This is a genomic window from Microcoleus sp. CZ3-B2 (assembly GCF_036705055.1).
Classification (GTDB): Bacteria; Cyanobacteriota; Cyanobacteriia; order Cyanobacteriales; family Microcoleaceae; genus Microcoleus.
In genome coordinates this window covers 1-25,845 of record NZ_JAUBTN010000003.1, presented here as the reverse complement: position 1 = coordinate 25,845, position 25,845 = coordinate 1, and the positions used below count along the sequence as shown (strand labels likewise).

The window sequence follows — 25,845 nt, the reverse complement described above, 5'->3', positions numbered from 1 at the left end:
CTAACGAAATATTATCGTAAAAACCCCGTTTCTGAACCCCCAAATTAATTCGACTGAATCTGCGAATTCAAAACCTTAGAAATTCGATCGCGCGTTTCCTCCAAATGAGCCCGCGTATAAGCATCCGCATTCCGATCCAAATTCCGAATACTTTTGCTCAAACCCTCCCGCAACTGCCGCAACTCGTACCACGCCAGAGTCCGCGCATCTTCAGGAGCACTGGTTTTTCGCAGCACCATTCCCATCAAAATTGCCAAATGTTCCCGCTGCAAAGAACGCCGAAAAGTTGAAATTTGCATCTTCTTTTCCGGCTGCAAAACCTCTTTCCAAATATCATGAAGCAAAGTATCGAACAATTCCGGCAACCTCAAAGCAGTTTCCGGTGCTGATTTTAACTCGACATCCCGCAGTCGCGCCAGTCGCGTGGGAGATAGCAAAACCCGCAGTACAAACCGCTGCAAAAAAGTAATTCGATCGCCGATCGGGTAATCTAGAGGAAACACCAAAGCCGGACTTCCCCAGTGATCCCAACGCGAAGGTGCTAATTTATTCAGCAAATCCGGCGCAAAACTAAAAGCATCCTGGGCAAATACGTACTTGTCCAATGTAGCCAAAGCTTCTCGCTGCTGAGAAAGTGCGATCGGCACAAACGGCAATTTCCCATTACTATCTCCCGGACGAATCCGATTAAACGACTGTCCGCCGACATACAAAGTAGCATTCATCACCTGATTGACATAATACCCAAACAGCGAATCAAACATCACCCGCAGTTCGTTATAACCCTCTTCCCCAACCGGAATTCGCTTTTCTAAACGCTTCCACATCGCCCTAGCATTATCCATTTGCCATTGCGAATACGTCAGCATATTACCGCTGAGATCGAAAGTATTAGCAGCCGGATCGAGATTGTCAACAGTATCCTCATCCGGCGCGTAAGCTAATTGCGGTTCCCCCGCGCGGCTGGCAATTTGTTGCAGCGCCCTTAAATCGCTGTTGGGGTTTGTGCCCCCAAGAACTTTGTAACCGTACTCGATCGCCCAATCGTCATAAGGCCCTACAATCGTTGGATAATAGTCGCCCTGCACAGTTCCCGGAGGTGCCAAATTAATCGGCAGATAATCCATCACCGACGCAGTTAAACCCTTAGTGCGAGTTATCTGAGTATTGTTCAACTCATCCGGTTGCAGCATCGTACTGCCGTGAAAATTGTGCCTCAAACCGAGAGTGTGACCGACTTCGTGGGATGTCAAAAATCGGATATATTGATTCACATAATTGTCCGTCGCCGTACTGCTAGGTGGTGCATTGTCCAACAGATTCACCGACATTGCCCCGATCGCAAATTGCCTGCTCGATTCCAACCCAAAACACATATCCGAACTCGACATCAAGCGCGACAAGGGATCTCGTTTTTGCTCTTGATATCTTTCCACCAAAGTCGGCAAATCATCAGCAATTCCACCTTGAGAATTTTCTCCGCTGCTTTTTCCCAAATCCCCATTTTCTAGAACATTCAAATAACGCGAATATATTCCGAACTGACAAGGACTCGTATTAGAGCCATTTTTCCCTTGAAAACTCTTCGCTAGCGATCGATTTTGTTCCACCAAAAAGCCGTAGCCCTGTTTAATTTGCCGGACGATATCAGCATCCAATAGAATGTCAGCATCCAAAATTTCCCCCGTCAGCGGGTTAGTGCGAGACGGCCCAATGCCTGCAAAATCCGACTCAAAAGAACTAGACCACCTAATAGTATTGTAACGGACATCTGTCGGGTCCCATTTAGCATTGTCCGGCATTTGTTTGACCTGAATTGCCTCAATAAAACCTGCTTTTTCAAAAGCTTTATTCCACTCCAAAATGCCCTCGCGAATAGCATTTCGGTACTCTACAGGCACATTATTTTCAATCCAAAACACGATTGGCTGCACCGGAGGCGACATCGGCGCGGATGGGATTTGCTTTTGCAAATGCCAGCGATTAATATAGCGCACAAAAGGATCGCGGCCGCTCTTGTCAGAAAAGTTTTTATATGTTGTCAGAAAATAGCCAACTCGCTCGTCTGCAAGTCTGGGGCGGTAGCCATTATTAATCGGCACTTCCGAGAAACTGTAGTGAATGCGGAGGTTAAAAGCCCGACTGTCGGGAATCGAAGGTAAATAGTTAACCGCACTGTCATTATCGCTGGAAAAACCGTACATAGAAGCAATTTCTACATTCAGCGGAAACGCTTTCACATCTTTAAAATAAGATTTGTCTTCATCGATCGAGTAAGAAGCGCCCAAAATCATCGGTAAAATTGCTTTTATCCCAGGTAAATCGCGCTTGTCGCTCATCAGCAAATCGCCTAAGTCGATCAGCAGAGTTTGCCTTTGGGGATGAATGCTTTTGAGCGGCAAAGAATAGAGGATAGACTCGCTAAATGCCCTTTCCACCGAACCCGCTTGCGGATCGCCCGGACTGGTGCGAAAATTAATATTGGGTATGACAAACTGCACGTTATTTTGGACTCGCCGCAGTTGAAACAAGAAATCGCCGATCGGCAATCCGCTAAAAATGCCACCTTCCCCCAAACCAGAGGCCAATGTCACGAAACACAGGAACTTTTTGTCTAGTTGTTGCGGTGTAATTTCGAGATAAACTTTATTAGTTGCTTGATTGCGGTAAAGGGTAAACAATCCCTCTAACTTTTGGGCATCTTTGACAACTTGATCGAAAGGTTGTAGATCTTGCTGTTGGCTAGTTTGTTCTTTGCCGGGGGGCGGCGCTGATAAAGCCCAATGTAAAAATAAACCTTTATACAAACTAAACAGGAAAAATGCTAGAGATAATATAAAAAATATTAAAGGCAGATTTTTTCGGGGACTTTTTATCTGTATATTTTTGCTAATTTTAGGAAATGTCAATCTTTTCATGTTTAGTATTCCGCTGCGGGAAATGATGGTTTTGAGATTGTCGTATCGCAGGAGTTATATTGATTCCAGTTGTACAATCGACATGATTGTTGAATGTTGACTGTTGAATGTTGACTGTTGAATGTTGACTGTTGAGTGTTGACTGTTGACTGTTGGCTGTTGATTGTTGACTGTTGATTGTTGATTGTTGACTGTTGATTGTTGATTGTTGACTGTTGATTGTTGATTGTTGACTGTTGATTGTTGATTCTGGCGTATGAATCAACTTTTTGCTTGAAGTTACAAAGCTCACCATACTTGGCTTATAGCAATTGGGAAATCTTGAATTCATATTTGTATTCAGCAACGCCAGATTTAATATCTAAAAGATATAACCGCAGAGAACGCAGAGGAATCAGAGAAAGGGGAGAGAAATTCGATCGTGCTGATTGTACTGGATTTGACATTACCATAATACCTCTCTTCCCTCTTCTCTCTGCGCTCTCTGCGCCCTCTGCGGTAAAAAAAGGCGTTGCTGATTCTAAATGAATCAACTTTTTGCTTGATGTTACAAAGCTCACCATACTTGGCTTATAGCAATTGGGAAATCTTGAATTCATATTTGTATTCAGCAACGCCAAGTTATTAAGTTTTCGCTCCTAAATTACCCGCAATTCAGAGGTTCCATCGAGAGGAGTGCAAGTCCTCTGGTTTTGAGGAAAACTCACGTTGCTGTCGATCGAACGAAGTTTAGTGCGGTAGCGACAGCGGAGACGAGCTAACTTCTAAAATAACTCAAAACTCTTTCATTACCTCTTCGCCGGCCAGGGAATCATCGGATCTTGAGCTAACCGCTTAGAAACTGCAACCGCACCGTAACGGTTGAGGTGGCTGGGGTCGGAAAAAGATTCCCGCGCCTGGGGCCACAATAAACTATCATCTCGAAAAATTAGTCCGGTTTGAGCTGCTAATTGTTGCATATATTCCCGGAATTCTTGTTCGTAAGCAGCCCGCACTGGGTCTAAATAATCGACAGTTAGGGGCATATTCACAAACACGAGATTGATGTTGCGAACTTTACTAAATTCGATCAGATTTTTGAGTGCTACAGTTTGTTCCCCTGACAATTGAAAATCCTGATAGTCGGAGTCGTAATAGCCAGATACTTTCGGATGTTTTTGAAAGTAAGTATCGGGATTGAAGCGTATGTCGATCGGCAAAAAGCCGTTTGGTTGAAAATCGCTTGGTTTTTTACCCGCAACAACAGGCTGGGGTTTTTCAGTTGTTTGTTTCTCTCCAGCGGTTTGGGGGGTGGCGATCGCAATAGGGGCGGAGGGATTCGCGATCGATCGCAAAAACTCCTTCAGCCGATCGCGCTTTTTGTAAGTTGCAGAACTCTCGATCAACTTTTGACTCAACATTTGCTGAACCTTAACTTGACTTTGTTCCAAATTCTGCACCAATTCACCCGCAGTCGCCACCGGATTGCTGGCGGTTTCTTTTGATGTTGGAGATTCTAATTGAGTGGTGCGGACAAGAAAACTGCCCCGAGACAATTGTCTGTAACCTTCCGAAGAAGCGATCGCACTAAAAGTCAAATCCGGCCGCCCGCTGTTGAGAGCCCTCGCCCCATCCGCCAACACAATCAATTTCGGCAATTGTTGCGGCGGCAAAATCCGACGGACGATCGAATCTACAACCTGCAGAGTAGCCCCATTCACCCCAAAATTGTAAGCCTTCAGCCCCGGATAACCCCCAGATGCCAAAGCAGTTTCCAAAACCGCCGGATCGATACCCCGCAGAGCCCTCGAACTGCCTACAATCAAGATATCCGGCGGTTTTTGGTGTTCGCGGATGTACTCTTGATAGCGCGCTATTTGTTTGTCTAGCTGCTCGCTTCTCAAAGTCGGGAACACCGGAAGTGTAGAAACATCCGCTACAGGAACGCTATTATTCCCCGGTTTTGTAAACCCAGAACCGTTGAAAGCCTCTTCCTGATTCGGTAAGGGCGATGGCTCCAACGGGATTTGAGGCAAATTTACCTCTCCAGCAGAGGTATCTGAGCTAGGAGATTCGGCGCTAGAGAGCGAGGTTTGAGCGTCGCTAAAAGGCTTGGGAGATGAATTTTGACAATTCGGGTCGCTGCAAACTTCCGAGGCGCTAGGAGCTTGACTAACCGTCGCAGATGGCAGGAACTGACCGAGTAACCAATCGGTACTGAAAGTCAGCAGACAACCGGCGATCGCCCAAGTCAAAGCCTTTCGAGCCGCGCGATCGGCTTTCGCACCATCCCGCACCGGCACAGTGGACAAACCGCCGCCCAGAACAAACAAACCCGAAGCCACAAGCGGTTGCACTGCAGCTTGAACCAAATGCTCGCCCAGCTTATATCCTGGGAGCGCGATTTTGAAGCCGCTGCGCCAGGAGTCAGCAGCCGGAGCATCAAACACCAAATTGTCGGCCAAATCGGAAAAACTCCCATCTTCCGCCACCGCAAATTCCGGCACCGCTTCCTTTTCCATAACCGCCAGTTGCGAGGGAGCCGGTGCGATCGCCGGAGCCTGCATTGATGGCTCGTCAACTGCCGCCCGGAGGTCGATTCCGTAGCGCCACAAAGGCAGTTTCTGCCCGGCACGGCGTCCGTAGACTCGTACTGCAGCCACTCCCGGAATTTGTAGCTGCCGCAAAAATTTAACCACCGGCGGCCCTACCTTCGATTGAGAAGGGCAAGTCAGAGCTTCAGTCATGACGTGCAGCACGTTGGCTTTGTGCATGGCCACAGCCCGAATCCCTCCAGTTTCGAGCTTGCGCTTCAGATTGGGATTGAGAAACCTGTTGAGCAAAAAAGTCAAGGCTAATTGGTCGCCTTCGGCCGCCAATGCTCTGGGGCTAGCAGCTAAGTCTGGGTGGTGGGCCGCAGGCAAGTCCACCCATTCGATCCACACCGGCGACTCTGGTTCCGTCTTGCTGTCGGTTACTGGTTCGACGCCGTAAATCGCAGCGGCGCGGATGCCTTGGGGCGCGAAGGAGGCAAGCATTGGGGCGATCGCCTCGGTGGTTGGCTGCTTGTCTGGGTACTCTTGCCTTTTAAGTTTTTGTCCTTTTTTGGCAGTTTTGCTGCAAAACAAATGCAGGGTTGCTTCTTTGAGGGTGGCGCGCACTTCGACTCTCGATGTCGCCAAGTGTTGGTTGAGCAGTTTGGCGATCGACTGTACGTCTCCCCAGCGAGCCCATTCTTTGAGAATTGTGTCCGGTGGGGTCAAATCCACCCGCAGCACCCAGTCCGGCTTTGCTTCGCCTGCAACTTGGCTGCCGATGGCTGCTTCTACGAAACCTTCTAGTTTGAGTTTCCGCAGCCTGCCGGCGATCGGTTCTGCTAGCAAGGAGGGGTCTGGGCTGTAGGCTGACTCGCACAGCACCAGCAGCCGCCGTTTCTTGGGCTTGAGATTTTCCTCTGGATTCGATTGCAGCGTTTCCCGGCTGGTTTTGAGTTCTTTTTCGCGAATGCTGACTTTCACCGAAACTCCCATCGGCCCGAGGATTTCGCTGAGATAGCTGGCGATCGCATCTGGATAGCCCAAGCGCGCCAAACTTTCCGGCGAAACCGTCAACGTGCCACCGCTATCGCTGTCGCCAAAGTCTGTTTCGGGGGATTGAATTAAAGCCACCGCGCCTCGGTTTCCTTGCACTGTCGATGATTTTTCCGGCTTGTGCGGGGCTTTTGGGGTACTGAAAGCTTCTTTTGCGGCCGAAGTGTCGATCGTCACCGGAGCAGTTTCAAAAACCTCTGGATATTCAATGCGGGAGGCGATGGGGAGACTTTCTACGTCAAAATCGAGTTCTTCCCGCACCTGTGGCGGTTGGGCCGGGGTTTCTACCGGTTCAGGTTTCTGTTTTAGTTTGCCGTTGTCATTTTTGAATTTGCCAAAGAATCCGCCCTTTTTAGGACTTGTTGGCGGTTCGCCGTCGGGGGGACTTGCTTGCGCCACTGGGGAAACTTTTGGTTGCTGTCGCTGTTGCTGTTGCTGTTGCTGTTGCTGTTGCTGCTGTCGCTGTTGCTCTTTGATACTGCTGCAATCAAGCCGGACTGTCCAATCATTTTGTCTGGAACCGAGTTTGCGTCCGCACAGAAACAACTGGTAAATTTTAGCTTGCTCTGGCAACAGTCGCGTTAAATCAGTTTGTTCGATCGCGCGCGTAAATCTCGCCGTCACCAATTCCTGAGACGGACACTGCGCTGCTTCGCACAGAATATGCAGATGATTTCCGCGCAAACGAGCTTGTACCTGCACTTCAGGAAGCCCTAAAGCTTCTTGCGCCCACTGCGACGCGGCCGATCGATTGTCTGCCAATATACTCCCGTTCGCATTCAACATGGGACTTTAAATTTCGTCAAGGCTGGTTTTGTTTTCTACAGATAGCACAGTTTACAAGTTTTACATACAAGTATTTTCTTTGCCGAGTGTAAACCGTTTCGCGAGATTAATTCGTCGGCTGGACTTGGTGCAGACTCTTGTTGGCTTGCAGGCTGCGAAAAAAGTCGGCTCTTGCTCACCTGGCCGGTGACGAGTCAAGCCTCCTTCCTTCTGCTGTAAACTGGGGATAATTAATAAATAATACAGGAGAATTTATGCCGTCGGAAAACCAAGACTTGCCCAAAAATCAAACACCCAACAGTCCAAAGTTACCAATTCCCTCAGATATTTTATTGAGTTCGCTCGCCTTACCGATGCTGGGCGGCTTGCTGGCGGCCAGTGCTGCTGCTGAGTTTGTGCGGTCCATCGGCATTGAAAGCGAAGAAGTATTTCGGGGATCGCGCCTCCCGGTGCTCCAATTTCCTCGATCGCAGCAGTAGACAGCCCGACAGAAGCTCGCAGTTAATTTTTTTACCAGAAAGCTTGACAATCGGTAAAGTTTGTGATATTGAAATTGGTCTTTGCTCCTATTTTATAGCGGTTCTCCAGCGTGGTGAGGTATGCCCTGTTTGGCCACTGCCCACCCTTCGACTTCGCTCTTCGGACAAGATGCCCAATGCCCAATGCTCAATGCCCTATGCCCGTCGGGTACCTCCTATGAGAGCACAGAAAGGCTCTATACATAGGTGGCTTCTGCATAGCGTACCTTCGCACCAGATGATTAGTTTCAAAACAGAAGGAAAGGCATCTTGTCGCCGATCCAAAGCCTGACAGTCAAAAGTTATCAGCAATCGCAAATCGTAAATCGTAAATCGTAAATTGTATAAGTTGTCTCAAATTTGACGGCAAAGAAAAGAATTTTAGGCGAAACTAAACCATACAATTTTCTAGACACCCGCAGCAATTGAGGAACAGCCCGATGAGTTCAGTCCTCCAATCTTCAGAACAGGCTATTGATGCAACATCTATTCCCCATTCTGCCGCTTACTCAAAATCAGATTTGTTTCTACGCAATCGCCTCAAAGTAGTAGAGGACTTGTGGAAATCGGTGATCCGACAGGAGTGCGGGCAGGAATTGGTAGATTTGCTCCAACAAATGCGATCGTTCAATTCCTCCGAGGGACAAGCCACTAACTTTCGCGAATCGAATGTGGTACAGCTAATCGAAAAGCTCGATCTCAACGCCGCCATCCGGGCCGCGCGGGCTTTTGCGCTGTATTTTCAGTTGATCAACATTGTCGAACAGCACTACGAACAGCGAGACCAACAGCTAGCTTACACTGGCAGCAACGACGCTGGCGGGCGAATGTTTGCTAAGCTGCCGGGACAAGCAAAAGATGCGCCCGATCGCCCGCGGCACAGGGAAGGCCCAGCCCAAACGGCTCCTCGCGGTGCAGACAGCAGCGAGGCGATTACTAAAGACGCCGGAACATTTCACGAATTGTTCCCCATGCTGCTGCGCTTGAACGTACCTAGCCAGCAAATCCAGCGCTTGATCGATCAGTTGGACATCCGCCTAGTATTTACCGCTCACCCGACGGAAATTGTCCGCAACACGATCCGCACCAAGCAGCGGCGAATGGCGAAGATTCTCCAAAAACTAGACCAAGTTGACGAGAAATTTCAGGGAATGGGCGCGAACTCTGAAAGCCCCTATCCGGTGTCTTGCTGGGAAGCGGCGAATCTCCAAGAGCAACTGATGGAAGAAATTCGCCTCTGGTGGCGTACTGACGAGCTGCACCAATTCAAACCAACTGTGCTTGACGAGGTGGAGTACACTCTCCACTACTTCGACGAAGTGCTGTTTGATGCTATTCCCGAACTCTACCACCGCTTAAAGCAAGCGCTGCACGCTTCTTACCCTTACCTGAAACCGCCTAGTTACAATTTTTGCAAGTTCGGTTCTTGGGTGGGTTCCGACAGAGATGGTAATCCTTCTGTTACCCCGAAAGTTACTTGGCAAACTGCTTGCTATCAGCGCCATTTAGTGATGTGCAAGTATATCAATGCGGTGAAGCGGCTCAACGAATTATTGAGTTTGTCGCTGCACTGGAGCGACGTATTGCCGGAATTGCTCGACTCTCTCGATCGCGACAAATCGGAATTTCCCGATGTTTACGAACAGTGGGCGATCCGCTACCGTCAAGAACCTTACCGCTTGAAGCTGGCCTACGTGCTGCAGCGACTGGAAAATACGCGCGATCGCAATTGGCGGCTGTACAAAGGAGACGAGTCGCAGCGCGAGCGCGAAGCTTTGTCGGAACAACCAGTCTTGACCGGCATTTATCGATCGGGCGCTGAGTTTTTAGCAGAGTTGCAGTTAATCGAACGCAATTTAGTCGAAACAGGTTTGAGCTGTCGGGACTTAGAAAATCTGCTTTGTCAAGTAGAAATTTACGGATTTAACTTGGCTTACCTAGACATCCGCCAAGAGTCCACAGTACACTCCGACACTTTGAGCGAAATTGCGGAATACTTGCAAATTTTGCCCAAATCTTACAATCAAATGTCGGAATGCGAGCGAACTATTTGGCTCGCCACCGAACTGCAAACTCGTCGCCCTTTAATTCCCACAGAACTGCCATTTTCTGCCAAAACTTGCGAGACAATTAATACCTTCCGAGTTTTGCGACAAATGCAGCAGGAGTTTGGCCCAGAAATTTGTCAAACTTACGTCATCAGCATGAACCACGATGTCAGCGATTTGCTGGCAGTTTTGCTGTTAGCAAAAGAATCGGGAATGTACGATCCCGCGACAGGAATTAGCACCATTCAAGTAGTGCCCCTGTTTGAAACCGTCGAAGATTTGAAAAAAGCTCCAGAAGTAATGCAGAAGCTATTCGATCTGCCGCTTTATCGGGCTTTGCTAGCGGGAGGATACGCCCAGGAAGTAGCGGAAAAGAGCGAACAAAATCCACCAAACCAAATCCACCCAATCAAATTGCAAGAGGTGATGCTGGGCTATTCCGACAGCAATAAAGATTCTGGTTTCCTCAGCAGCAATTGGGAAATTCAGAAAGCTCAAAAAGCTTTGCAAGCGGTGGCCGAAAAACACGGTGTGGAATTGCGGATTTTTCACGGCCGGGGCGGCTCTGTAGGGCGTGGCGGCGGGCCTGCTTACAAGGCGATTTTGGCTCAACCAGGAAAGAGTATTAGCGGGCGAATCAAGATTACCGAACAAGGGGAAGTTTTGGCTTCTAAATATTCTTTACCGGAGTTGGCGCTTTACAATTTGGAAACTGTGGCGGCGGCGGTAATTCAAGCTAGCTTGCTGCACGCTGGTTTTGACGGGATCGACCCTTGGAATCAGATTATGGAGGAATTGTCGGTCAAATCGCGATCGCACTACCGTCATTTAATTTACGAACAGCCGGATTTAGTTGATTTCTTCCATCACGTTACCCCGATACAAGAAATCAGTCAGTTGCAAATTAGTTCTCGTCCGGCCCGTCGCGGCGGAAAGAAAGACATCAGCGGTTTGCGAGCAATTCCGTGGGTGTTTAGCTGGACTCAAAGCCGATTTTTAGTGCCTTCTTGGTACGGTGTCGGCACAGCTTTGCAAGAGTTTTTGCTGGAAGAACCGGAAGAACATTTAAAACTTTTGCAATATTTCTACTTGAAGTGGCCATTTTTTAGAATGGTAATTTCTAAGGTCGAAATGACTTTATCTAAGGTGGATTTACAGATTGCCGATCACTACGTGCGAGAGTTAGGTTTGCCGGCGGACAGGGAGCGTTTCAAGGCTTTATACGAGCAAATTGCGGCGGAATTTTACTTGATTCGGGATTTAGTTTTAACTATTACCGGACACGAGCATTTGTTAGACGGAGATCCGTCTTTGCAGCGATCTGTACAGTTGCGAAATGCCACGATTGTGCCTTTGGGTTTGTTGCAGGTTTCGCTGCTGAAACGCTTGCGGCAGCACGGTAATGGCGGAGTTCCGGGGGTGATTCACTCGCGTTACAGCAAGGGTGAATTGTTGCGGGGTGCGCTGTTGACGATTAATGGTATTGCTGCGGGGATGCGGAATACTGGCTAGGGAAATAGTTTTGTAGTGCGGACTTTAGTCCGGCTTTTTCCGAGGAATACAGTCCTCACTACAAACTAATATTGACAGGTTTGTAGTGCGGACTTTATTCCGGCTTTTTAGAGGAATAAAGTCCTCACTACAAACTAATATTGACAGGTTTGTATGTGAGGACGACTGTCCGCCTCTTTCCCACGATCGAACTTAATTTTTACTACGGGGAGTTTTCCCACTCCGGGGTAAGCTTGCGGAAATTGTATTGAGATGCACCGGGGTGACAAGTAACGCAACTGCTGAGATTTGCTGGTTGTGACATTTTGACTTTGGGGTGCAGAGCTTTGAAATAGCGAGAACTGGCGACTCGGTAGGCGAGTTCTTCGTCTTTGGCTTGGGGACGCGAAAAAGTTTGCAGGTAGTTCCACACTAGGAGGCGGGGCGGGTCTACTAGCAGTTTGATGGTTTGTCCGTAGTGTTCGGGGTCTTGCAACAACCTGCGCCAGGTTTCTGTTGGCAATACTTGGGGCGGTAAACCTATGTGACAGGTGGCGCAGTTTTCGAGGTACAGTTGCTGTCCGAGTTGGTAGGCTTCGGGAATGCGATCGACAGTGCCGATATCTTCCACTGTAGAAATTTGAGCCAGGAGCGCGGGAGTGTGGGAGCCGGCAGTCTGTGCTGCCATCCATCCACCTCCGGTACAACAGACAATTATCAACACTAGCAACGTTGAGTAAAGCCTCACCCAGCCACGAAAGCGACGCTTGAGGTGAATTTTGTGGTTCATGGTGTTTTATGCCTTCAGGCTGCTATTTTTTGCGGTCTGGAGGCGGTTTTTTTCGCAGCCCGCACGGACTCGATTTGTTGCCTAAATCACTGGTATGGTCATGCCTTCGCGGGCCAAGCAGCTATCGGCAAAAACTGATTGCACGTCTGCTTCGACACGATCGAGAAAATTGTCGTCATGACTAGGATCGTGGTGAAACATCACGATTTTTTTGACTCCCGCAGCTTTTGCTATTTCTACTCCTGCTTGCCAAGTCGAGTGTCCCCAGCCGACTTTCGGGTTTTTGAAGTCGTAATACTCTTCGTTGGTGTAGTTAGCATCATAAATTAGCACGTCGGCGTCGCGGGCTAGGTGTACGACATTCTCGTCGAGGCGATCGGGAAAATGCTCTGTATCGGTGCAGTAGACAGCCGTGTGTCCTTGCCAAGTAACTCGATATCCGATCGCAGTATTGGGGTGATTGAGCAGTGCTGTTTCTATTTTCACATCGTCGAGTTCGAGAATATCCCCTGGCGTCAAATCGTTAAATTTGAGTTCTGACTGCATCACCTGAATGGGAACTGGAAAATTGGGGTGGTGCATTTGATCGGCAAGACGCTGTTTGATTGTAGTGCCGTTGGGGGCGATCGCTCCGTAAATGTGAAAGCAGTTCCCCGGAATAAAAGCCGGAGTAAAAAACGGGAAGCCTTGAATGTGATCCCAGTGAGTGTGACTGAAAAACATATAAGCTTCCACCGGCATTTGTCGCAGCAGGTTTAGCCCCAGAACTCGCAAACCGGTGCCGCCGTCAAAAATCAGGCGTTTTTTACCCAAGCGCATTTCTACGCAAGAGGTGTTACCTCCGTAGCGAATTGTTTTGGTGCCGGGGGTGGCGATGCTGCCCCGCACGCCCCAAAACTGAACTAAAAACTCAGTCAAAGGACTGTTTGAGCTAGTGGCTTTGTTATCGGAAGGCTGTGAATTTGCTTGAGAGGGGGAAGAATCTGACATTTTTTTTTAGGTTTGAGCGCAGGAACTTGGCAATTGAGATTTTTATTTTTAGTGTTTAGTGTTTAGTTTTTACCTATCTGCTGAGATATAAAACGCTCGATCCCGAAACCAACCGAGTAAAATTTTCTCAAACGTAGAATGCGCTCGCCCGTTTGCTTAGAATTTGCTATCGATCTTACTCTACGAGTAGTATTTTTTTCAACATTTTAGCAGGCGGGGGTTTTTGGGGAATCCCCTGCCTGCTCGGCATTCGCAACTGTTTGATATTCTAGCCAACCATTCCTCTACTACATTTTTAGACGTGCAGCCGTCGCCTTAAGTTCGGCTTGCTGAATTTTGAGTCTGCTTGCAGTGGAGGAGTGGGGGCTAGGGGTTTATTTGCCCGGAGTACCGAAGGCGAAAGCTTTAATGCGTGCTTTCCCCGGTCGCTTGCTTGTAGAATAGGCGAGCCGAGAGAGCACTCAAACAAAAAAATGCTTTTTACTTGCGCTGCGGATGCTGCTTATTTACGATAGGCTGCGATGCACTTTTCGACTAAGGGCATGACTTGATCGACATCTTGCCAACCCAGAATTTCTGTGACTTTTTTCTCCAAATTTTTGTAGGTCTTAAAAAATTCGGCTATTTCGTCCAAGCGGTGGGGGGCTACGTCTTTGAGGGACTTATAGTGAGCGTAGCGGGGGTCTTTGTCGGGAACGCAAAGCAGTTTTTCGTCCCTGTCGCCGCCGTCGATCATTTCTAGCATTCCGATCGGACGAGCTGCGATAATGCAGCCTGGAAATGTAGGCTCGTCCATCATTACCATGCCGTCGAGGGGGTCGCCATCGTCGGCTAAGGTGTTGGGTATGAAGCCGTAGTCGCAGGGATACTGGACTGAGGAAGAGAGCACTCGATCGAGAGCAAAGGCTTGCATCTCTTTATCAAATTCGTACTTGTTTTTGCTACCGGCTGTGATTTCGATCAGGACGTTGAGCAGTCCTGGTTTTGGCTGTGCCGGAATTAGCGATAAGTCCACAATAATATCCTCCAAGTTAACAGACGATCGGGGATGAGGGCTATTTGCCAAATCCCTTTGATAGCATTTTACGGGCGATCGGGAGCGATGCTGCACCAGATTGAGAGAATGTGGCCGGAGGGCGAGAAGATACAGCGGACGGGCGGGACGCCCATTCCACAAAAAATAGAGTGGACGGGCGGGACGCTCATCCCACAGTTTAAGAGGGGAATGGTTTGTTTGGGCGAAGGAGATATTTTCACATCGATATCTTTTTTTTACCGTCTGTCAAAGTTCTTATAATTTTCAATCCCAACCACTGGCTTACTTCTGTTGCTAACCACTCGATTTCTGATTTACTTAGTCCCTGCTTCACTCCCAGTCGATATTTTTGGTTGCCGGCTCGAACAATCATCTGAGAAGCTTTGTCTCCAATTTCTTCAATTTCCAATTGACAAATGTCCTGTCTGGGGATTGGCATGGAATTATTCCATTTCAACCCTAGCAGATGGCTGGTATAGGAGATTTTCTGGCGATCGATTCTCAGACACGATTCCCTAAATAGCGCACATATAAACATTGCTAGTACCGTAACCAACCAAATTATTGATATTAGATTAAGTACCGGATATGTCCGCCCATCAACAAACTCTAGCAATAATTTGAGATTCGCAGGAATCCAACCCGCAAAGATGGCAATTAAACCAAAACCGACTCCCTGCGGTGGAATTATAATTTTTATCAACTCCGAAGTTTGTGTCAGTTTAATATCGCTGCATTGCGGCTGCAATGCCATAATTTTGTCGGTCGGGCGGGGATTTTTGAGCGATCGCAATGCTTCCTCAGCCGAAGATAACCGTTTGTCCAAACTAGGTTCTGTCATCCACTCCAGCCAATCTATTACATCTGGGTTGAGATGCGCTGCGCGATCGGCAAATTGAATTCTCAAATCCTGCTGCGGCAGTTCCGTAGGATGCAAACCCGTTACCAAATAAATTAAAGTTGCGCCTAAACCGTAGAGGTCAGAAGCCGGAACCGATCGCCCGCCAAATTGTTCTGGTGCCATATATCCGTAAGTTCCCACGACTGTAATTGTGCCGCCAAATTTTGCAGCTTGGTTCTGCACCGAACCGAAATCAATTAAATAAACTTGTCCCACCGAGTGACCGGATCTGCTGTGCAGTAAAATATTGCTGGGTTTAAGATCGCGGTGAATAACAGGCAGATTTTGCTCGTGCAAATAAATCAAAATTTCTAACAGCGATTTAGCTAATTGTTTCACCTCGCTTTCGCTAAAAGTACGCCCGGAACGCAAATGGTCTTCCAAATTTTTCCCCTCTACATAAGTCTGTACCAGGGCAAATCCTTTGTTGTCTGGTTCGTCAATTTCCAGGTAGTCGAGGTAGCGAGGAATTGCTGAGTGAGAAAGTGCTTTTAAAGTTTCCGCTTCCCGTTCAAATAGCTTGAGGTCTTGCCATTCAAAATCGCTGCCGAGGAATAGCTGTTTGATGACAACTAATTCTTGAGTTTGAAGATCGCGAGCCAGCAAAGTTTGGCGGCCTGTTTGTTTGCCAAGTTGCCGCTGCACTTCGTAGCGTTCTGCTAATACTTTTGCCGTCATATTTTTCACCTTAATGTTAACTTTAGTTAAAGCCAAAATATGTAGGTTGGGTTGAGGTTGCGAAACCCAACTTTTTATTTAAAATAGAGTGTTGGGCGGAGCGAAGCGTAGGGTTCGCTATCCCGGTTTCTGAACTCTTCGGCTACGCTCAGGATAAACTCCGTCGAAGGTCTACCCAACCTACTTTATATAAATTTTAAATTACAGTTGACTTTCTTGTTTATACCACTGGGAAAAATACTTGTTACTTGCCTGCATTAACAATATTGGCATTATACAGGTTACAAGCGCCCATAAAATAGTATCCCCCCAACTCGAAGTTCGTCTCATCTGCGCCAAGACGAAGTATGTCGAAATACAGACGATACTAATTGCATTTAAAACTTGTCGGTGAAGTTTGGGATTAGTTAGGGGGAAAAACCACAAGCGCGTCACGATTCCTACAATGATGCCGTTCCCTAATCCCGGAAGCAAGCCGATAAAAAAAACCAGACTTGGAAAAAACATAATTATCTCATCGAATGAATTCTGATTAATCGAACTAAAAATAGACATAAATATCACACTAGCTGCTAGATAAGATCCTACAGCTAGAGTTCCTGTCAAAGTGCTGCGCCAAATCGCATTCCAGAACAATTTGCCGGTACTCACAGTTTTTCCCTGTCTCAATGGCAGGGAATATTTATTGATTTGCTGTGGTTTTTCTAGAACTTCTTTTGCGATCTGAACTGAGGCGGGACGGCGCTCTAAACTCGGATTTGTCATCCACTTCAGCCAATTGGTAAAACTGGGACTCAGTTGGGTAATTTGCTCAAATTCGAGCTGCAAATCTTTTTGCGGCAAATCGGCTGGATGCTGCTTGGTAATTAAGGCGATTAATGTTGCTCCCAAGCTGTACAAGTCGGAAGCGGGAACTGCTCTCCCGCCAAATTGCTCTGGCGGCATATAGCCGTAGGTTCCGACAACGGTGACTGTTTTTCCCTGTTGTGTGGCTAGGGTTTGAACTGCACCAAAATCGACTAGGTAAACTTCGCCGACGCTGTTTCCCGATCGATTTTTGAGCAAAATATTGCTGGGTTTAATGTCCCGGTGAATCACCGGAGGCTGTCGCTGGTGCAGGTAGGCGAGGATGTCTAGTAATGCTGTAGCTAATTGTTTGACTTCAGTTTCGCTGAAGGTGCGCCCGTCTGAAAGATATTCTTGTAGGGATTTGGCTTCGATGTAAGTCTGAACTAGGGCGAATCCTTTGCGGTTGGGGGTGTCGATTTCAAAGGAGTCTAGATATTGGGGAATTGCGACATGGGATAGGGATTTTAAGGTTTCGACTTCTCGCTGGAACAGTTTTAAGTCTTCCCAGTTAAAATCGCTGCTGAATGAGAGCAGTTTGACTACTACTTGCTGTTGGGTTTTTAAGTCGCGGGCGAGTAAGGTTTGCCTTCCTGCTTGCTTGCCGAGTCGCCGATCGCACTGATAGCGATCGGCTAATATTTCTCCTGACAAATCCCCGATGTTTTGTCCGCTCATGCTCTGCTTGCCCTAGAACCGATTAAACCTAGTTTAGTTGACAAAAAGGCAATAATCTGAAATGTTCGGGCTACAGCAAAAAAAATTCTCTCAAAGAGCAACCGCCTTTAATAGCTAGCGATCGCGCACCATAAAGACCGGCCTGAGTTAAGCTTGAATTTAACTTTGAATTTGCTTGTAAATTGACTTCACTACATCTAGCAGGCTCAAGACTTGCTGCCATTCGGGAGCATCGGGTTTGTAGCTTTTGGCGCGCTGAGTTTTTAAACTCTGGTGCAAGAGATTCAGCAGCACGTCTGGAGGCTCCAAGGAACTCTCATCTTCCTCTGTGGGGCCGCAGGCTGCCTTTTCTTCAATTGTTTCTTTGATACTTTGTGCCTTATCTGCCAGACTCAAAGCTCTACCCGCCATGTTTTCCGGCATTTTGGGTCGTTCCGACAAAGACTCGCCGATCAGTTCTTCGAGCAGTTGGCGGACTTGAGCCACCCATTCGAGGTCGTTTACTGAAAAATAATCAGATTTAAATGCTTGTTCCTGGGGCCTTTGCTGAATGCTTTGTAATTGTTGGAGCAGGGGAAGAGACTTTAGAGTAATGTTTTCGGGGATTCTGGGGATATCTGACAGTGAGCTGCGAGCAATCTCTAGCAATAGTTGGTAAATCTGCTCTACCGACTCAATATCTCCCGATTGCGAATTCCAATTATCCATAACTAATGCTAGTAGTTTTCTATATCTAAGACTAGAACGTTGATTTATTGATGAAAGCAAGTTGATTTTAGGATCTGCCAACGCTATTAAGACTTTCGGGCACCCAGTCAAAAACCCGGTTGCTGAGCGGATATTTTGTCGCCTTTGGCCCAAATTTTTCTCAGAAACTGGGCAATGCTGGCGCAAGTCCTAACTATTTTTTAAGCTCTTCCTACGGTAGAACAGCTTTGTTTGTTGCAGCAGGTAGCGCCAAACGCGGGCATCGGGCTGCATCGAGGCAAGCGAGTTGAAGTCGGCTTATTTAACAATAATACCCGTTGGAGCTTATTTAAAATTGCTCTAACACGATATTCAGGTTAACTGGTGGGATGGAAGGGCGGGCGTACTCCCGATCGCGATCGCCCCCTATCCCAGCCCAAGCGCCGCTGCTATTTTTCTGTGAGATTCCACACCCCGTCCCAGTTTAGTACGTCCGAAAACCTGTGCTGAAATAATTTACAGCGATCGACGTGCAATTTAGCTGCCTTGTTTTTGGGGTCAACTTCCAGAACGAGGTTAAATTCGCGTTCCGCGTCTCTAAAAGCTTGCTTGGCTTTTGGTTCCAAGGCTTTCTTAAACTCGCTCAACACTTTTTTCACTTGATCGAGTCCGAGATTTGGAAATTCCTCATCTAACATTTCTGCAACTGTTGCAGAGGCTCGACTTTTAATTTTCGCCTGCAATAGTTGCCTGATTTGTGCGGGTTTGAGCCTCTTAATTTGGGGATTTGACGGTTCTAAGATGTCTGCTTCCAACACTTTTTTGACTTCACCCTCTTGCAAGGATTGAATCTCCTCGACTGAAAGCGGCTTGATTTTTGCTTGGATCAGCATTCTTGCTTCGTCTTCCGACAGATTTTTGAGTCCCTCCAATTTCAGCAGTTCAATTTCTGGCTGCAACAGCACGATAAGTTTGTCGGCTTGCGACAGATTTTTGGGATTGTAATCTGACAGTTTTTTGACTTGATATAACAGTTGTTTTAGTTCCTGTTCCAACTGTTGCTCGACATTGTAGGACAGTTTTTTAATCTCTGCTTCCGGCATTTCCCCCACATTATCTAAGATGTTTTTAACTTCATTCTCGGAGAGTATTTGAGTGACTGGTATCTTGTAATATTCGCGGGCATTGTTGTAGTGTTCTACAATTTTTTCCTGTTTTTCTGTCAGGGGTTTGCCAACGGGGGAGCATCCTTCGCGGATGCCGACAAGTTCGTAAACGATGACGGGTTCGCTTTTACCTTTGACTGTAATAAAGTCGAGTTCTCGCACGTAGAGCCGATCTTTATAATCTTTGTAAGTATTGTCGCTGATAATCAAGTCGGTGCCGTACTGCTTGCTTGCACCTTCTAATCGAGAGGCGAGGTTTACGCCGTCTCCGATCGAAGTCAATTCCATGCGTTTGCTACTGCCAATGTTGCCGCTGACAACTTCGTCGGAATGCACGCCCATACCGATACTGATGGGCAATTCACCGTGTGCCGTGCGATCGGCATTGAACTCGTCGAGTTTTGCCCGCATTTTCACGGCGGTTTGCATCGCGCACCAAGCATGATCCTCCAGGGGCGCTGGAGAGCCAAAAACTGCCATCAGAGCGTCGCCGATGTATTTGTCGAGAGTGCCTCCGTACTCGAATACGACATCTACCATCACTTCAAAATATTTGTTGAGCATGACTACCACTTCTTCGGCTTGCAATTTTTCCGTAAGTGTGGTATAGCTGCGAATGTCTGAGAACAGCACCGAAACCTTTTTGCGCTTGCCGCCCAATCCTGTATCCCCTGAAGCTAACAGCGCTTCGGCTACTTCTGGAGTCATGTAACGGTACATCAAGTTTTTGACTTGTTTGGCGCTGCTAATATCTTCCATGACGACTAACGCGCCGTTGACCTTGTTGGGGTCGGTAGCGTCGGTCATTGAATTAATCGAGAGATTGATACTCTGCGCTTCTCCTTCAAAGGAGAGCAAAATTTGATCCGGGTAATACTGCTGGCGATCGTTATCGTCTTCTGGCTTCAAAGATGCATCGAACCACTTGGGAAAATCGCCTTTTTCTAACTTAATTAACTCGCGCAAAGATTTGCCTTCGGCTAACGCGGCATCGCTGACGCCGAGTAATTTTTTGGCACTAGGATTTGTCGCTACTATATTGCCTTTTTTATCTGTAGATATCACGCCGTTAGTCAGGGCGTTTAGCATATCTTTTTGTCTTTGTTCTTGCTGTTTGACTTCGGCAAACAGTTTGGCGTTTTGCAGGGCGACTCCGGCTTGGATGTTAAACGCCTCCATAAATTCCATGTCGTTGCGATTGAAACTCGCTTTCCACTGTTCGGGGGCGTGCGGCCAATCTGTCGGGTTGTAGGGAGGGAATTCTCCTTGTCGTTTTTTGTTGACTAACTGCGTAACTCCAATCAATTTTTTGTCGGAGTTAAATACTGGCATACACAGCATACTGCAAGTGCGGTAGCCGGATTTTTGATCGACTTCTTTGGAGGTGGCGGCGCGGGGATCGTCGTACACGTCAAAGGGAATCAGCAGGGGTTGGCTGGATTGGGCGACTTGGCCTGCAAAACCGGCGGTTCTGGGTATGCGAATTTCTTTCAGGTTGCCGGCGATCGGGATTTTTGTCCACAGTTCGTCTTTGTCTTCGTCGATCAGCCAGAGGGTGCTGCGATCGGCATTCATGAGTTCTTGAGCCTGATCCATCACCCTTTTTAGGGTATCTTCTAAGTCTAGACTGCTCTTAGAAAGAGCGTTTACGGCTTTCATCAGCGCCGTGGCCGCCCGCTGTCTCTGAGTGGCTGCGTAGAAAGATTTAGAAGATTCTAGGATTAGGCGAATTGAGGGAGCAAATTCTTTAAAAACTTGTTCGTCTTCTTCTGTAAATCCTGTCCTGTCGATTTGTTCGTCAAAAGTATGGTAATTTTCGTGGTTCGGTTTGAGTTTATTAATCAGTTGAACGACTGCTACTAACTCATTTGTTACTTCATTGATGAGGGGCATTGCCAGCATTGTATAAGTGCGGTAGCCCGTTTTTTCATCAGTTTTTTTGGCGTTAGCCGATCGTTCGTCGTTATAAAAATCGTAAGGAATGTTAACCACTTTTCTGTCTGTGGCTACTTCTCCGGCAATACCTACGTGGGCGGGAACTCTGATTTCTAGGTTTTTACCATTTTCGTCTTTAGCGACGATCGCCCAGAGTTCATTTTTTTCATCATCTAATAAAAATATCGTGCTGCGATCGGCATTGAGCAATTCTCCTGTTTTGCGGGTAATCGACTGCAACATCTCGTTGAGTATGGCATCAAATCCCTCGCTCTCAAGGATATTGTCGAGCATCCCCAAGGTTTGATTGACAATTTTAAGTTTGTCTTCTACTTCCTTAACTACTACTGTGAAACTTTGCTTGTTTAGGAGGGCGAGAATGTCGGAAAAATTTGCCTGGGTCGCGATCAATGCACTGCTAGAGGGAGATGCCGCAGGAGGGGAAGAGGGAGGGGAAGAGGGAGGAGAAGAGGGAGGAGAAGAGGGAGGAGAAGAGGGAGGGGGAGAATAGCATTCCTGATGGTGATTGTCACCGCCGATAACAGCGACATCTATCACGTCGCCAGAAGAATAATTGGTGGAAGATGCAGAAGGATTCATAGACCTTTACAGAGAAGCTTAAGTGTAAGGGTTAGTCTTTAAGCTAGAATAGCGGGCAACTTTATTAGTGGGTAAGTCGATTTTAGATTTTAGATTTTAGATTTTAGATTTACTTGCAGCAGGTGAATCACTAGAACTCGAACAAAATTCTAAAATTGCGATCTCTCCACGAATGCCTTGCGGGGGCAGGGTATCTGGTTATGGATTGAGTCACGGGTAGATTTTAGATTTTTCGACTTCGCGATCGTACAAGTTTTAGGTACTTCGGCTTCGCGAGTGTACAAGTTTTAGATTTTAGATTTACTTGCAGCAGATGAATCATCAGAGGTTTAACAAAAGTCTAAAATTGCGAACTCTCCACGAGGGCGGGGCGGGGGCTGGGTATCCGTTTCTGGATTTGGTCACGGGTGGCGCAATACTCAAGTATGCGTAAAACTATTTCCCAGTTTACAGAAGTGCGAGCACAGAGCAAGAGAAGTTGAGTGAGCTTTCCTGGTGGACTGCGGGTAGGACGGTAAAGAGACTGTGGCATTACTTTACTTTGTTTGAGAGAACGCGAAATTTGTTTAAATGATTTATTAAGTGATTTTGACACTGTGCGTGCCTGGTTTAAGTAGGTTGTGTCAGCCGATCGCCAATCCGATCGCCTGCTGCAACATCAAGGCCCTCCGCGCGAGGGATTGCTGAAAGAGGGAGGACATTGCGGGAATAGCCGCAATTGTGACACCAGCAGTTGCTAGTGATGTGTGCCCTTCTCTACACAATTGTGGTTTTTACCTAAAATTTCTGTCAATTTTGCTGCTAGAAGCTTGGAGCCGGGAACAAAGTCGCGCGGCTTTCAGCTTTTTCTTGTAAAATTTGCGGTTGCCATTTTTAGTGTAACCTCCGGTATGAAAAAAACTCCGCATTTTGACCCCTCGATCGGCTCAAGTGTGCTTTCAGGGTTTGGCGGACTGAATTTGGCGCAATCCGGCGGCTTCGACAAGTAGGGATTCGGCGAAGGCGATCGCCTCTGTGGCCGATCGACCGCTGGCGAGTTGGGCGAGTTCTTCGCGGCGCTGCTGACTGTTGAGGCCCACAACTCTGACTACAGTACGTTCGCCCAGTTGGGAGTTGGAGTTGGCTGCTTCGTCGATATTTTGTTCTGCTGCGATCGTCATTTTGTTGACGCGAAAATGACAATCGGCCATCGCGGCGATCAGCGGCTGGTGGGTGACGCACAAAACTTGGTGTTTGTCGGAGAGTTGGTGGAGTTTTTTGGCGATCGCGCCGGCGACTCTCCCGGAAACTCCGGCGTCGATTTCGTCAAAAATTAGGGTTCCAGCGCTTTCGATTTGGGAAAAACAGGCTTTGATGGCGAGTAGAAAGCGGCTCATTTCTCCGCCGGAGGCGATCGCCCCTAACGGTTGTAGCGGTTCCCCCGGATTGGGGCTGAAACAAAAGGCGATTTGGTCTGCACCGCTGGCGGTTGGGCTACAAGGCGAGATTGCGACTTGAAATTGTACTTTTTCCATTGCTAAGGGCTTGAGTTCCCCGACAAGGTGCGTTTCAAGTTTGAGAGCTGCTTCGCACCGCAGGATTGTCAGGTGGCTGCAAGCCTCTTTTAATTGGTCTAAAGCGGTCTGATATGCGAGTTCTAAGGCTTCCATTGACTCGCCTCCTTCTAAAAGTTCGTTTAGTTCGTTTTGGATGCCTTGGTAGTAGGCGATCGCTTCTTTGAGCGGCCCGTATTTGCGGCAAATTTGTTTGAGTTCGCGAATTCTGTCTTCTACTTCTTCGAGTCTTTCGGGATCGGCTTCTAATTGTTCGCCGTAGCTGCTAATTTGCCTGCTGGCTTCTGTGGCTTGAGCTAAAGCATCGCTGACCATTTCTAGGATTGGTTGCAACTGCACATCGTAAACGGCCATGTCGCTTAAAATTACTTCGGCTTTGCTCAACAAGTCGGCGGCTGAGGCGGTGTCGCCGTCGTTTTGGTAAAGGGCTTGGTGAACTTTGTAACTTTGCTGCTGCAATTCGACGATGTGGCCGAGGCGGATTGATTCTTGTTCTAGGTGTGCGAGTTCCTCGCTGTCTTCGATGTTGGCTTCGCTGAGTTCTCGGACTTGGTATTGCAATAAATCGAGTCTTTGCAGGCGCTGCTGTTCTGACTGACGCCTGTGCTTGAGGGCTGTTTTGGCGGTGCTGGCTTCAATCCAGGCTTTGGTAATTGTCGATCGAGCTTCAGTGAGTTTTTTGCCGCCGTACAAGTCTAGCCATTCTCGCTGGAGGGTTTCTTGTCCGAGGTGGACGGTTTGGCCTTGGGCGGTAATTTCGACGAGTCGATCGCGCAGTTGCTCCATTAACTGGCGGTTGACGAGAATTCCGTTCAAACGCGATCGGCTACGCAGAGCACCGCTAGATGCGTTAATTTCCCGGCTGCAAACGGCTAAATTTCCGTCTATCGGTTCGATTTCTTGTTCGCCCAGCCATTTTGCGGAGGATGAGTCCAATTCAAAGGTAGCCTCCAATATTGCCCGTGTTGCTCCGGTGCGAATCGATCGGCGATCGACTTTCCCGCCCAAAACTGCATCGATCGCATCTAGGATAATCGATTTTCCTGCGCCGGTTTCCCCTGTAAATACGTTCAAACTCGGGCCAAAGTCTAGATCCAGGCGGTCAATTAGGGCAAAGTTTTCTATTCTGAGGGATAGTAACATGGGGAATTTAGAATTGATGATGGGAAATTGGGATTATATTTTAAACTACAATACTTTTAATTTTGCCATTATCGATCGAGTCTCAACATCAATGCAAAATAAATTTGTGCTGACCTTGGCTCTACTAAGCTTTGTCCTGATTGGGTCCTTCGGCTGGAAGCTTCACCGAGACAAAGACCAAATCTATGAATTAACGTTAGCGACTGGTATAAAAGCAGGTAATTATTACCCTTTTGGGCAGGCAATTGCTGAGTTAGTTAGTCAACAAAATCCGCGCATCCACATTCAAGTTATTGAAACTCAAGGTGCCCAAGAAAACATGAACAAACTTGAGGCGAATGAGGCTCAGTTAGCGATCGTACAGAACAATACAGAGGCTGTGCCTTCGGCGAGAGTAATTGCTTCACTATTTAAGGAAGTTTTTCACTTAATTGTTTCTGAAAAATCTGGCATTCAGACTGTTGGCGATCTGAAAGGAAAACATATTGCCCTGATGGACAAAAAAAGTGGTTCTTACAGTTCTTTTTTCTTGATGAGCGAACATTATGGCTTGCCAGAAACAGATTTTATTTATACTGCAACTAATTGGACGGAGGCTACTAAATTATTTAGTAAGGGGGAGGTTGATGCTATTTTTCGGGTACTGCCTCCTGGGAGCGATTTGGTTAGCGATTTGCTAAAAAATACGCAGGGTAAGTTGGTGCAGATCGACCAAGGAGCTGCCATGAAAATTAAGTTGCCTTATTTGGAAGCCGATATTATTCCGAAGGGTACTTACAAAGCCGCTCCGGCTGTTCCCGATGCAGATTTGGGGACTGTAGGAGTACACGCTACTCTGTTGGCCCGGGAGGATGTCGATCCGGAAGTCGTGCGGGAAATTACGCGCATTTTGTTTGAGTACCGCCGCAATTTGGTGGCGGCTGATTCCCTGGCGGCAATGATTAATCAGCCGGGAGAAAACGGGAGTTTGGCTTGGCCCGTGCATGAGGGCGCTCAGGCTTATTACGATCGCGAAAAACCAGATTTTGTTGCTGCTAATTCTGATGCTATCGGTTTGTTTTTGTCGCTCGGCACTCTTTTGGCTTCTTGGATTTGGCAGTTGCGATCGCGCTTTTTGCAGAAACAAAAAAATCGGGCTGATAAATTTAATCTGGATATTTTAAGTTTGATCCAACAAATTCGTCTAGCGCAAACAGTGAATGAAATTGATTTATTGCAAGAGCAGTTATTTGATATTTTTAAGCAGGTGATTTTGGATTTGGATGAAGATCGGATTGATTCTGATTCTTTTCAGTCTTTTACTTTTACTTGGGAAACTGCTATGAAAATTGCGAGCGAGCGAGAAAAAATGTTGCGGGAATTACGGCTAATTTCGGATAGTTGATGATTAACATATATAGCTTTTCAAGCTCTCATAGGAGGTACTATCCGGGATAGGGCATTGGGCGGAGCGAAGCGGAGGGATTGGGCGGAGCGAAGCGGAGGGATTGGGCGGAGCGAAGCGGAGGGATT

General features: G+C 47.5%; 15 protein-coding genes. 3 read left to right on the top strand and 12 right to left on the bottom strand.

All coding sequences use genetic code 11. The features are described from left to right. Nucleotides 1–44 precede the first annotated feature (44 nt). From QUA97_RS01915 to QUA97_RS01905, 3 genes are all read right to left on the bottom strand, one after another. On the bottom strand, nt 45–2,918 hold the full coding sequence (locus QUA97_RS01915; RefSeq protein ID WP_194070323.1) for a zinc-dependent metalloprotease: 2,874 nt from the start codon (nt 2,916–2,918) through the stop codon (nt 45–47). 302 nt (nt 2,919–3,220) lie between these two features. Further along, nucleotides 3,221–3,364: a hypothetical protein gene (locus QUA97_RS01910; protein ID WP_194070321.1), complete on the bottom strand. Its 144-nt coding sequence runs from the start codon at nt 3,362–3,364 to the stop codon at nt 3,221–3,223. Nucleotides 3,365–3,706: 342 nt separating this feature from the next. Continuing rightward, the gene (locus QUA97_RS01905) at nt 3,707–7,273 is read right to left on the bottom strand and encodes a hypothetical protein (protein WP_333192559.1); all 3,567 of its coding nucleotides are present in this window, start codon (nt 7,271–7,273) and stop codon (nt 3,707–3,709) included. A gap of 254 nt (nt 7,274–7,527) precedes the next feature. Here QUA97_RS01905 and QUA97_RS01900 point away from each other — a divergent pair, with 254 nt between their 5' ends. Together QUA97_RS01900 and ppc are read left to right on the top strand one after the other, a co-directional pair. Next, nucleotides 7,528–7,752 carry a hypothetical protein gene (locus QUA97_RS01900; protein WP_194070318.1) on the top strand — a complete coding sequence of 75 codons (225 nt, stop codon included), beginning with the start codon at nt 7,528–7,530 and terminating at the stop codon, nt 7,750–7,752. Nucleotides 7,753–8,231: 479 nt separating this feature from the next. After that, nucleotides 8,232–11,351, top strand: coding sequence for a phosphoenolpyruvate carboxylase (gene ppc, locus QUA97_RS01895; RefSeq protein WP_194070317.1), 3,120 nt, complete (start codon nt 8,232–8,234; stop codon nt 11,349–11,351). A 202-nt stretch (nt 11,352–11,553) separates the two neighbouring features. On the opposite strand, the gene QUA97_RS01890 is transcribed toward ppc, so the two are convergent. From QUA97_RS01890 to recN, 9 genes are all read right to left on the bottom strand, one after another. Next, nucleotides 11,554–12,120 (bottom strand): diheme cytochrome C, encoded by a 567-nt coding sequence (locus QUA97_RS01890; protein ID WP_333192556.1) that lies wholly within the window; start codon nt 12,118–12,120, stop codon nt 11,554–11,556. An 81-nt stretch (nt 12,121–12,201) separates the two neighbouring features. Continuing rightward, nucleotides 12,202–13,110, bottom strand: a complete 909-nt coding sequence (locus tag QUA97_RS01885) for an MBL fold metallo-hydrolase (protein WP_194010966.1) — start codon at nt 13,108–13,110, stop codon at nt 12,202–12,204. Between the two features lie 502 nt (nt 13,111–13,612). Then, nucleotides 13,613–14,125, bottom strand: a complete 513-nt coding sequence (locus QUA97_RS01880; protein ID WP_333192752.1) for an inorganic diphosphatase — start codon at nt 14,123–14,125, stop codon at nt 13,613–13,615. A 238-nt stretch (nt 14,126–14,363) separates the two neighbouring features. Further along, a complete protein-coding gene (locus QUA97_RS01875; RefSeq protein WP_194010967.1) occupies nt 14,364–15,725 on the bottom strand; it encodes a serine/threonine protein kinase in 1,362 nt (453 codons plus the stop codon). 201 nt (nt 15,726–15,926) lie between these two features. Continuing rightward, nucleotides 15,927–17,249, bottom strand: coding sequence for a serine/threonine protein kinase (locus QUA97_RS01870; protein ID WP_194070315.1), 1,323 nt, complete (start codon nt 17,247–17,249; stop codon nt 15,927–15,929). A gap of 159 nt (nt 17,250–17,408) precedes the next feature. Next, nucleotides 17,409–17,957 (bottom strand): inorganic pyrophosphatase, encoded by a 549-nt coding sequence (locus QUA97_RS01865; RefSeq protein WP_194070314.1) that lies wholly within the window; start codon nt 17,955–17,957, stop codon nt 17,409–17,411. Nucleotides 17,958–18,385: 428 nt separating this feature from the next. Beyond that, nucleotides 18,386–21,637, bottom strand: coding sequence for a GAF domain-containing protein (locus QUA97_RS01860; RefSeq protein ID WP_194070313.1), 3,252 nt, complete (start codon nt 21,635–21,637; stop codon nt 18,386–18,388). 623 nt (nt 21,638–22,260) lie between these two features. Continuing rightward, nucleotides 22,261–22,401, bottom strand: a complete 141-nt coding sequence (locus QUA97_RS01855) for a hypothetical protein (RefSeq protein ID WP_194070686.1) — start codon at nt 22,399–22,401, stop codon at nt 22,261–22,263. Between the two features lie 174 nt (nt 22,402–22,575). Further along, entirely contained in the window at nt 22,576–24,333 is a 1,758-nt protein-coding gene (gene recN, locus QUA97_RS01850) for a DNA repair protein RecN (protein WP_333192546.1), read from the bottom strand. Here recN and QUA97_RS01845 point away from each other — a divergent pair. Continuing rightward, complete coding sequence (locus tag QUA97_RS01845; RefSeq protein ID WP_333192543.1) at nt 24,332–25,717, top strand: TAXI family TRAP transporter solute-binding subunit; 1,386 nt, start codon at nt 24,332–24,334, stop codon at nt 25,715–25,717. The two genes, recN and QUA97_RS01845, sit on opposite strands and share 2 nt — an antisense overlap. Nucleotides 25,718–25,845 lie beyond the last annotated feature (128 nt).